This window comes from Olivibacter ginsenosidimutans (assembly GCF_039542865.1).
Classification (GTDB): Bacteria; Bacteroidota; Bacteroidia; order Sphingobacteriales; family Sphingobacteriaceae; genus Olivibacter; species Olivibacter ginsenosidimutans.
This window is the reverse complement of record NZ_BAABIQ010000044.1, coordinates 301,667-312,833: the sequence shown is the minus strand read 5'-3', so window position 1 is coordinate 312,833 and position 11,167 is coordinate 301,667. Positions and strand designations below refer to the sequence as shown.

The window sequence follows — 11,167 nt, the reverse complement described above, 5'->3', positions numbered from 1 at the left end:
GACCGCATATGACTTAGCTAAACTTTTGCATCTTAAAGCTGCGATAAGTATTTTTGTTCGCGCAAAATACCCGCAATGAATGAAAACATTAAAGCCATTTTTTTTGATATTGATGGCACTTTATTAGGCTTAAAAAGTAAAGAAATTCCAGAGTCAACTATTGAAGCCATCCAACAGTTAAAGAGAAAAAATATTCAAGTGATCGTCTCGACAGGGCGTTCTTATGCGCACGCGAAATTTCTCAAATCATATGGTTTTGAGTGTTTTATTACTTTTAATGGTAGTTACTGTGTGGCAGAAGATGATGAAGTTATTTTTAAGCATGTTATTGATCCGGAAGACATACAAGCGCTATACCAACACCTGCTTTACACGGAGCATTTTCCTGTAGGCGTGATGACAACAGATAATTCCTATATCAGCCATGTAACCGATGACGTAACGACCATCTTTAATTTACTCAAACTACAGGTACCGGAAACGCTGCCTTTGATGGAGATATTAAATAAGGAGGTTTTACAACTCAATCTTTTTGTGGATGAGGTAAAAGAACAACGAATCATTAACGAGGTTCTAAAACAGTGCGAATCAAGCCGTTGGTGTTCTACGTTCATTGATGTTAATGCAAAAGGCATCACCAAGCGTATAGGAATGGAACATTTTTTAGCGCGGCATGGTATAGACTTACGTAATACCATGGCTTTCGGTGACGGCGGAAATGATATACAGATGTTACATGCTGCAGGGATAGGAATAGCCATGGCGAATGCCAGCGATAGGGTGAAACAGGTGGCCAACTATGTAACAACTACTACCGAAGAAGATGGTATTTGGCGGGCACTAAAACGATATGAAATTATTTAAACAATATCAATAGCAACGATTTCAGATCCGTTAGGATACATATCTTTTTTAAATAAACAAATCAACCTGTTGAAAATGATTTTTTTTGTTATACTTGCATTATTTTTAATTGTTCTAAATAAATAGCTACAGCTTTTTATGACCTGTAGTGAATAGTCATTAAAGGTTATGTACAGTACCGCTTTTCTGTTATTATTAGTTGCTTTCTATGTGTTATACAACCTCTCCTCGCGTATAAAAACAAACGCGAACCATCCATCGCTTTTGGTCTATTTACGAGAGCAACAGAGGCTAAGCCGCTGTATTAGTCTTGGATTGGCTATAATTGCTTTAACAATATTAACACTGCACTTGGGGATTGGTGCGGGAATTTTCAGCTGGATCGTGGCACTTATGGGAGTAGGAGGCTTTATAGTGGTCTTGACTCCCTTTTCTTTTATGCGTATAACCCAATTACTGTTGATGTATTTATTTTTCGTGGTCGTTGAAATTTTTATCTTTTAAATATGCCTGCCAATAAAAAATATCTTACTCATTCCATTTTACAGCGATGGCTTAAAATAACTGCCGGTTTTTTCGGGGGATATGGTGTTGTCATTACTTTTTTTTTGATGCTGTCTTTCGTTTTTGAACGAAAAAATGTACTTATTACCGGAATTGTTATTGGATATATCTTATGGGCGGTGCTCTTATTATTCGCCTTTCTCGCGAAGTCTGGCTGGAAAATCTGGGCGATTTATCTACTATTGATCGTTCTTTTTTCTTTACCTTATTTGTTGTGTTCGTTTAAACTTTATCCTTCGATCTGTAATTGCGCCTCTGTACTCTTACTCTTCAGCTATTCTCGGCCAAGTAGTAACCCCCTTCACAAAAATAGCTTTGATTGGAAAAAAGATGCGTCAATTTCGATTTCAAAAACAAAATTTAAACGAATACTTTTTGCTGAATATTGATGAACAATAGAAACTATAATATCTATTTCCATACCCATACCATTAGTGGGATTATAACGGCTGCTGTGCTGTATGTGATTTTCTTTGCCGGTTCATTTTCTTTTTTTAAAGATGAAATCAGCGCCTGGCAAAGTAATACATCGCAGATGCAGCATAAAGGTCACCACTTCGATTATCAATTGTTGTTAGATTCACTGGATCAAAAATATGATCTTCAAGGGCGTAGTCTACTATTTTATTTATATCCCAATTCTTCTAATAGCTATGTAAATATGACGGTTTCTCAGGATACTGTCCATAATGCGAAAGCCAAAGAAACTGCCTATTTTAGCTACGATTTCCTTCAGAAAAAGGAGAGCAGTTATGACCAGAACTATGACCTTGGCGAATTTCTCTATCGGCTTCATTTTTTAGCACAGCTCAATCAAGCTATTCCGCTTCGTACGGGTTATCCCATTGGCTATTTAATTGCAGGCCTTGTTGCATTTCTTTTTTTATTTGCGTTAATAACCGGACTTCTGTTGCATTGGGATAAATTGGTCGCTAATTTTTATCAATTCCGTCCGTGGGCTAAATGGAAAACCATATGGACCGATCTGCATACAGTTTTAGGGGTTATTGGTTTTCCTTTCCAATTTGTGTTTGCTTTTACGGGAGTAATTCTAATCGTTAATGTTGTCTTTTTGGCTCCTTTTAGTAAGTTGCTGTATCAAGGTAATATGGAGAAAATATACCAAGAATTGGAATATACAAATGATCTGGATGTTCCTTTTCTATATAAACCGCTTGATAAGAAAATTGATATTCAACAATACATAGATCGTACACAAAAATTATGGCCTGATGCATTTTTAAATCGCATAACCATTAAAAATTATGGTGATGAAAGTATGGTATTGGCTATTGAATCAGAAGCGGATCGTACGCGTAGTTTTGCGGGCACCGGAACGATAGCATATCAAATAAAAACGGATAAAGTTATTCATCAGCGATCTCCTTACGATCAGCCTACATATATTGCCATCATGAAAAGCATCGTCTATCGTTTGCATTTTGGAGATTATGGTGGATATTTCGCAAAGATTGTAAACTTTATTTTGGGTATCATGGGCTGTGTAGTCATTGTGTCTGGAATTCTAATTTGGTTAGTAGCACGCGATAAGCCGAATGTTCCTGCACACAAACGGAAATTTAATTTTTGGTTAGCCAATATTTTCTTGGCGGCCTGTTTGACTATGTTTCCCGTGACGGCATTTACCTTTGTTGTGGTTAAAATTTTAGGAAATGCCGACCGTTCCGTGATTTATCACGTTTATTTTTATAGTTGGCTATTATTGTCGCTTTATTATATTATTAGAAAGAACCTAAATCGCACTAATCGGGAAACGCTTTTACTTGGGACATTGCTTGCGTTTGCGGTGCCTGTAGTCAATGGTTTCTTTGCTAATAACTGGTTTTGGAACGCTTGGAGGTTAGGGGCAACAGATATCTTTTTTATTGACTTATTCTGGTTAATTTTGGGTGTTTTAGGTGTAATCAGTTATCAAAAGGTACGGAAGCGAAATCTGGAAAAACAAACAAAATAAGGCTTATCCATTTTATTGCCGAAAGGTTAGAGACGGTTTAAAATTCATCTTCTAATTTTTTATGTTTTTTTGACTGTACTTTCGATAAATTTTTGGGGATAGATTTCCGACTATCCCTGCAAAAGCAACCTATAAAAATTTAAGCAGTAATCTCTATAGTATAAATTTTCTGATCAGATGTTACGGCATGCAGGACAAAAAAGAAGTTTTAAACAGAACCTGCGATTAGCAATTATGCTTTGCATAAATGCAGGATTTATTAATGCAGCAGGTTTTCTGGCTTTTAATGTTTTAACAACCAATGTAACCGGACATGCTGCTTTGTTGGCCGTGGATATTGCATCTATGAATTTGCGATCCGCGAGAATGGTGGTATTATGGCTAATATTATTTCTGTTAGGAGCATTTACGTCTAGTTTTATTATCTCCAGGGTTGGACGAAATCGCTTCTATGGTTATGCTACACCAATGATTGTTATTATTCTTATTGTACTGATGGTGGCTTTATTCGGGAAAAATTATCAGTATACACTTTCCGAAACGGAGGTTTTTGCTGGTAGTTTATTATTTGGTATGGGCATGCAAAATGCCATGGTCTCTATGATTTCTGGAGCAGTTGTTCGCACAACGCACTTGACCGGAATGTTTACTGATCTCGGGATCGATCTAGCTACCCTATTTCGGCAGCATCAAGAACAGTCAAGTGCACTTAAAAGAAGAATTGTACTTAAATTAGCTATTATCATTTCGTTTTTGCTCGGCGGCATTTTAGGTGCTTTGCTTTTTAATAGCGTATCTTTTACGGCCTTTTTCATACCAGCATTAATACTAGTGCTAGCGATGTGTTATGATTTTTTTCGTATTAAGATTTCTCGATGGGCTAATCGGTACTGGCGAAAACGATCGATAAAACACTAAAAACTTGTTAACCATTGCTGTAATTCCAACAAAAATGCTTGATGATATTTAAAATCTTTTTTTATGCCCCAACCATGTCCGCCTGTTGGGTAAATATGCAGGGAGGCAGAAACATGTTGTCGGTTTAAGGCTAAATAATAGTTAACACCATTGGCAGGAGGGACAATGGTGTCGTCATTGGAAAGTGCAATAAATGCGCGAGGAGTAACATCCGTTACCTGTTTTTCATTGGAATAGCGTATAATAGTGTCTAGCGAAGGGTTTGTTCCCAATAGATTATGGAGCGAGCCTTTATGTGCATAAGTACTATCCATAGTAATTACCGGATAAAGTAAGATTTGAAAGGCCGGACGTAATGCTTCAGTCGTATGTGTCGCGATGGTAGAAGCTAAATGCCCACCTGCTGAAGAGCCCATAATACCAATGTCTTTGGGGTTAATGTTCCATTCCGCCGCATGTTCCTGAACAAGGCGAATCGATTCTTCGGCATCCGAAAAGGGAACTTCCTTGTGCCCGAAAGGCATGCGATATAGCAAAACAATTAGTGCGATACCCTGCTGGTTAAAATAGGGGGCAAAATCAAAGCCTTCACGGTCAGATGCAAGTCCATGATATCCTCCTCCAGGAAAAGCAATAACCGCTCGTCCGGTAGCCTGCTCTTTGGCCGGTAAATAGATGCGTATAGTTGGTTGATAAATTCCCTTTTGTTCATTCGGAGCTTCCTCGGTGCCATTGGTATTTGGTAAACCCTTTTGCCATAAGGTAATTTCTCTATAATCCTTTTGCTGTTGAGCAAATGTAAATAGAGAACTAAAAAATAAACTGAAGGTGAAACAGAAAAATAAAAGACGCTTTTCAACGAAGCGACAATTGTTGTTAAGATATATCATCTTTTTATAGATTGGCTGGGTGCTAAGATAGGTATTTAATCAGGAAATTGAAATATAGGAAGATCGTTTATGAACGATTTGTTGGTCACAAAATGCTGCATGTAACCCTAAAAAGCAGTAGAGAAAAAATCATGGAAAATTGCTATAGGAATCACTGAGGTGGAGATTTAATTTTGAATTATCTTTTTATACTTAAAATAAACATTATGAAGAAAATAATACCATTTGCTATCTGTGCGCAACAAATAATTTTTATTTTATGCTTGTTACTCCCTTTTGGCTGTAAAAAAGATCATGATGAACCACCTATCGTAACACCAATCGATGATCATTCTTTGCCTTCGGCTGCCATATTACGTGTTAACGTAATAGAGAAAACGGCCGATCACCTCAAGTTTAGGATGGATATAGCCGTGTTCAGAGATTCTAAAAATGTAGAAGATCAGTTGAAGGCGGATAACTTTGTGATTGACTCGGTTGATTTTTATGGATATACAGCCAATTTTAAAAACAACCTAACAAAGTTGGTTAATGGAGGTAACCCAGTGGATTACAGCGCGCTAATGCTGATGGATCAAAGCGGAAGTATTTATGATTCAGATCCTAATGATTATCGTTTGGAAGCGGCAAATATTTTTTGCTCCAATTTAGGTATGAATAACAACGTAGCGCTATGGTCTTTTTCTGGTTATAATTACCAACAATTAGTAGGTTTTACTACCGATACCGCAAAGGTTATGGAAAAAATTGAACAATTACGCAATCAGGAGGGTGGTAGTACACCCTTGTATAGCACGCAATTTGATGGTGTTGATTTTGTAAAAACAAACGGAGCAAAAACAAATAAAGCTGTATTAACATTTACTGATGGGGAGAATACCGAATGGGGAAAAACAAACGAAGAGGTTGTAGAACAGGCGAAAGTTAAAGGCGTATTGCTCTATAATATTGGTTTAGGCGAAGTGAGCTCTACCTTATTACTGGATCAAGCAGTAGCAACTGGAGGTGCTTTTATGTATGCTAAGGATGCTCGGCAGTTAATCAGTATTTTTGGAAATTTAGGCAAACTTTTGACCAACACAGCGATATACTACCAAACCGAGTGGACGATCAGCGGGAAAGATAACGGCACCTTATTTCAGGGTAATGGAGAAGTGAAGCATGAGCTAAAGATTACCTTCCCATTTGGTGGCGAGATTACGGTACCCTTTAACTTTAAATACCAGTGATGGAGCGATAGTGGTAATTTTTTCTACTGATTACGTTCGTTCTATGCGGTCTTCTTTGTACGTAGCAAGTAGAACTCAATAACGGCAATCAATATGATTAAATAGCCATATAGTTCTAAGCATTCTTCTGCGGCATTTTTAACGCCTCGGACATAATGGTCTTCCATGACGGCATACCAAAATACTTTCCGACCAAACAAACGGGAAAATATGTAGGTTGTAATAAAGCCGAATGTGAATAAACCTGCTGAAAAGCTTTGCCTGTACTGATTTAATTGTCTGAGGAAAGTGGCCCCATTTTTTATTACGCCATATAGTGAAAAAGCTAAGACAACTAATACCGGGTAAAACCAGGTGGTTTTTCCAATATAGGTTTCAAAATAAATATCCTGCTCCCGGATAAAGGAAGCCACGGTTAACCCAAATAGCAATAAGGCAACATAGTTTTTTGTTGGTGATTTTCGATAGGTGATAAAAAGTAAAATACTGGACGTAAATAGGAAAAGGCTCTGTAAATATTCGGTATAGGAGCTTTCGGAGAATTTGGATTCTACCGAACCGAAACGCGCATCAAATCGAATAAACTCAGCTAAAAGGACTGCAGCGATGGCGTATACCAAAAAGCGGATGGTTTGGTGGATTAAGGGTTTATGTGTTGTAGGGCTTGTCATGATTATGATCTTAAGTTTAACGCCTTGTTTATGGAAATCACAAATATACGTACTGACCAATAAAGTAAATGAGTCAGTTTTGTTTTCTGACAATTCTGTGTTTATATACTTAAATGACTATCGGGAAGTTTACTTAAAAACGATAACACTTCTCCGTCATATGGAGTGAAGCGTAGCCGAAGGACCTGTTATAAAGATGAGATTCCTCTACTACGGTCGAGTGACCTTTCCTATCTCCCTTCAAGTTTTATTCCCTCCGGATCTCTAAAAAAAGGATTGACCCATCATTGACTTAGAAGAAACGAAGGGTTAATAGAGATATTAGCTAAGTAAATACTCTGTTATACCTCTGTTAACCCTTTTAATTAGAAGATACCATAAGGATCACATCCAGAGGAAGGTTAAAGGCAAGCGGATAGGATAGCAGAATAGAATAAAGATATAATTTCTATACGAATACTAAAATCTGTAAAGAACCATATAAGGAAATAGCTGCCTTTTATGGCGGCATTGTTTTTTGTATTAGTCGTGATGGGATATAAATGACCCTCTTTATTATTTTTTCCAGAACAGCTGGGCGGCATGATTGATTGCTGAAGCAGTTAAATGGTTGCCAGAATGAATAAGGACTTCATAGCGAAAAGTAATCGATTTTCCTGGAAGTAGTGAAAAATTTAGGCTTTCTTTTCCATTACTCATCGCCTGCTGGCCTAGGTTGTTGACCGCGAATAGCCCATAACCACGCGCATGCCAATAGGCAGGGTATCCTATATTATAAGGATGGTCAAGGATAACTAAGGAGATGGCCTCTTGATTGATAGTCCCCGTCAAATTAACCCATTGGGCACGTGTACCCCAAACATGATCTCCTGTTAAGCCTTCACTGCTGTAATAGTTGCCGGTTACAAAAGTGTTATCCTGTTTAGGTACTTCCGTTATATTACCATTGGCATCGGTAAATTTTACCGATTCATCGGATGGATGTTCGAGTTCTCTAGCAACCCGGATACCTAATAGACCTTCTTTATTGTCAGTGAATGTTACCTTCTCGTGTAATGCCGTTAACGTAATGGTCAGTTCTATAACACGGGTGTCGGTGGTCTCGCGAAAGATATAGCGTGTATCTTCCTTTAACAATCGAGCCGCATCGGGTTTTTCCCAATATTTGGTAACCGCTAATAAAGCATATTCGTTAGTAGCTTTTAGTTGATCGACCGATGCATGCATAATCGTGCCGTATTCGTTTTTCTTTTCCGATGGGATGGCCGTAGAGTTGTTCCAGAAATCTAAACCATTTACATTCCCATAGTTAAACCATAGCCCCACATGATGCGGGTGGTCTATCCGCTCTCCTGATCTAGGCTCAATTGGCCATCCACGGGTAATTAAGGTTCCTTTAGTGGTGCGTAGCGGATATAAAATAGGTTTCATTAAACTGTCAGCATAGCAATAGGAAGTAAATGGTTGTCCATCAACGTTTATGTTAATTCTTTTGGCTGCCTTATCTTCAGTAATAGAGAAACGGTATTTATCTACACGGAAGCTGCTTATGACGCATAAAAGGATGCCAATTCCTAATGGTATTGCGGTAAGGTTCATGGTATTGATGTTTAACTAATGACCACTTCTTGCTTGATATCATCAAAAGAAACCCTTTTGCCAGTTTCGAGTGCTGTTCTCGCCATAATATTGGTGATGGAATGGTTATAGCCAGCTTTAACAGATGCATTCGGCGTTTCCCTGCTGCGTACACATTCCATCCAGTTAAGCATATGTAAAGATGTCATAGGGTCGCTGCCAGCATTTGCTGCCGTTTCTGCCTTTGCCGCATGCGCTAAGGTGAACGGTTCTAGTAAGTTGGCTTTCATATTCATTTCAGCAGCCATTTTAGCAGTCAATCCCCCTTCTGCTGTAACTTGATTGGTGTCTAAGTTTAGCATTCCGGCATTGGAATAATAAAGTTCTTTAATGCTTCCGGCTGAATTGGTGAAGCGTGAAGAATAAAGTACCTGAAAACCTTGGTTTTTATCGTTAGCTGGGCCGTAATCCATTACCGCGGTTACTGTATCTGCATTGGTTCGGCCATCGTTCCATAAGTAAATCCCCCCATTGGCAGCAACACTGCGTGGATGTTGTAAGTCAGTAAACCAATGTACGGTATCAATCTGATGAGACATCCATTGGCCAAATATACCGGATGAATAGGGCCAAAATAGACGAAATTCCAAATATTTGCGTGGATCCCACGCCACCTTGGGTCGATTCATTAGAAAGCGGTTCCAATCGGTATCATGTTCCCTGATTTCCTTGATGAGTTGTGGAAGCCTCCATCGCCCGGGTTGATTAACATTCCAAGTCATTTCCACCATTTTAATATCGCCAAACTTACCTGATCGAATGTATTCATTGGCTGCAATATAATTCGGTGCACTACGGCGTTGTGAGCCCACCTGTAAAATTTTACCTGTTTCAGTAACTGCTTGAAGTAGTACTTTTGCATCTGCTAGTGTCTCAGCCATCGGTTTCTCTACATATACATCTTTCCCGTTTCGTACAGCTTCGGCGGCCATTAACGCATGTTGAAAATCAGCAGTACTAATGATAACGGCGTCAATATTCTTTTTTTGGTATAATTCATCATTGTTGCGGCATTTAGCAATCGAAATGCCTGCTTTTGTTTTGATAAATGCTTCGGCTTCATCACGACGACGGTTCCAAATATCCGATACAGCAATCAGCTCGAAATTTAGTTTTTTAGCGTGATCCATGAAACTGGGAAAAAGGGTGCTCATAAAACGATTGGAAAAACCAATTACTCCGACGCTTACCCGGTCATTGGCCCCTAATATTCGAGCATAACTTTTAGCACTAAAACCCATGGCAGATAGGCCAACTAAGCTTGCGCCAAGGGATGCTTGTTTAATAAATGTACGCCGTGGAAATTCTTTTTTTGGTACCATATTTTAGGAATTTAAAAATAAAAGGTTATTATTATTTATCATGGGTTTACCATGATGATGGTATATGCTATACAAGTATAATAAAGCTCATTTACTTTAAGTAAGCAATACCTAAAAAATCTACGCAAACGATATCGCATAATAGTTGTCGCATAAAAAATTAATGATGCTGCTGATAATAACTGGCTAATTCTTCCGGATGATCGGTATTGATCCAATCAACCCCCAATCGCTCCAAAGTCATCCAGGTTTCCATACGATCAGTTGTTGCCCAGAAACGAACAGGTTTGCCTTGCTGATGCGCAGCTTGTATGACGTGTATCAGCTTGCCCTGGTCTTCTACAGAGAGGTTTTCCTTTCCATTCCATTGGGTATAATGTTTAATATCTTGACTGATCATGGCAATTCGTTGAAGTTGCTGTGCGGTATACGTCTGTTCCGGTCTACCATCAAAGCTGATGTAAGATGGATACTGACTAAAGGAATCAGGTGTCGGTAAATCCCCGCTCAACACTATTCGGACTGCGTGCAGATTGATAGCAGGTTTGAATACGTCTTCGTAAGTATCCAGAATTTTCAGCAAGGCAGAAATAACTTGTTGGTAGTTTTCTTTAATATCAATCACCAATTGAAGTGTCTTATTCGTATCAGGAAAAGGATGTTGTTGATGTTGTCGAAAAGCGGCGACTAATGGATGAAGATATAAGGTTTCTAATGTACGACCGGGTCTTATCTCTTGTTTTTCATGCGCAACAAATAGCGTATCTCCTCGTAAAAAGACATCCGCTTCTATCGATTGCATGCCTGCTTGATAGGCTTTTATAAAAGGTAAATCTTGTTTATAATCGTTATGACTGTGGCCTTGGGTTTTATGGGAGTATAGCAATTGTGCTCCTAAGTGGAAAAAAGAAAATGACAAAAGAAATATAAAAATTAGGCCCGTTTTTTGGATTGGATTGCACATAATTGAAGAACTTTGGTCTAAAGTATAAAAGAACTGGGAAAGTAAAAAGTTTTATTTGGATGCTTATTGCTCTGGAAAGGCCGAGCAAAAACGATGTTATCCCTATAAAGCTACAAATATAAATAAAAACAG

At 38.4% G+C, this 11,167-nt stretch carries 9 protein-coding genes; 4 read left to right on the top strand and 5 right to left on the bottom strand.

Annotation, left to right across the window (positions count from 1 at the left end):
* The first annotated feature begins 75 nt into the window (after nt 1-75).
* The 3 genes from ABD930_RS20795 (at nt 76) to ABD930_RS20785 (ending at nt 4,321) form a co-directional block, all read left to right on the top strand.
* The gene (locus ABD930_RS20795) at nt 76-864 is read left to right on the top strand and encodes an HAD family hydrolase (protein WP_345235021.1); all 789 of its coding nucleotides are present in this window, start codon (nt 76-78) and stop codon (nt 862-864) included.
* Nucleotides 865-1,816: 952 nt separating this feature from the next.
* A complete protein-coding gene (locus ABD930_RS20790) occupies nt 1,817-3,403 on the top strand; it encodes a PepSY-associated TM helix domain-containing protein (protein WP_345235019.1) in 1,587 nt (528 codons plus the stop codon).
* Nucleotides 3,404-3,580: 177 nt separating this feature from the next.
* On the top strand, nt 3,581-4,321 hold the full coding sequence (locus ABD930_RS20785) for a YoaK family protein (protein ID WP_345235017.1): 741 nt from the start codon (nt 3,581-3,583) through the stop codon (nt 4,319-4,321).
* Here ABD930_RS20785 and ABD930_RS20780 read toward each other — a convergent pair.
* Nucleotides 4,318-5,211, bottom strand: a complete 894-nt coding sequence (locus tag ABD930_RS20780) for an alpha/beta hydrolase (RefSeq protein ID WP_345235015.1) — start codon at nt 5,209-5,211, stop codon at nt 4,318-4,320. The genes ABD930_RS20785 and ABD930_RS20780 overlap by 4 nt on opposite strands.
* Before the next feature lie 206 nt (nt 5,212-5,417).
* Between ABD930_RS20780 and ABD930_RS20775 the strand changes: the two genes are divergently transcribed.
* Entirely contained in the window at nt 5,418-6,440 is a 1,023-nt protein-coding gene (locus ABD930_RS20775) for a vWA domain-containing protein (protein ID WP_345235013.1), read from the top strand.
* Nucleotides 6,441-6,481: 41 nt separating this feature from the next.
* Here ABD930_RS20775 and ABD930_RS20770 read toward each other — a convergent pair whose 3' ends face one another.
* The 4 genes from ABD930_RS20770 to ABD930_RS20755 all read right to left on the bottom strand — a co-directional run bounded on the left by ABD930_RS20770 (nt 6,482) and on the right by ABD930_RS20755 (nt 10,873).
* Nucleotides 6,482-7,111 carry a hypothetical protein gene (locus tag ABD930_RS20770; RefSeq protein ID WP_345235011.1) on the bottom strand — a complete coding sequence of 210 codons (630 nt, stop codon included), beginning with the start codon at nt 7,109-7,111 and terminating at the stop codon, nt 6,482-6,484.
* 555 nt (nt 7,112-7,666) lie between these two features.
* Nucleotides 7,667-8,710, bottom strand: a complete 1,044-nt coding sequence (locus ABD930_RS20765; RefSeq protein ID WP_345235009.1) for a DUF6807 domain-containing protein — start codon at nt 8,708-8,710, stop codon at nt 7,667-7,669.
* 11 nt (nt 8,711-8,721) lie between these two features.
* A complete protein-coding gene (locus tag ABD930_RS20760) occupies nt 8,722-10,071 on the bottom strand; it encodes a Gfo/Idh/MocA family protein (RefSeq protein ID WP_345235007.1) in 1,350 nt (449 codons plus the stop codon).
* Between the two features lie 160 nt (nt 10,072-10,231).
* Nucleotides 10,232-10,873, bottom strand: coding sequence for a glycerophosphodiester phosphodiesterase family protein (locus ABD930_RS20755; RefSeq protein WP_345235005.1), 642 nt, complete (start codon nt 10,871-10,873; stop codon nt 10,232-10,234).
* Nucleotides 10,874-11,167: the final 294 nt, after the last annotated feature.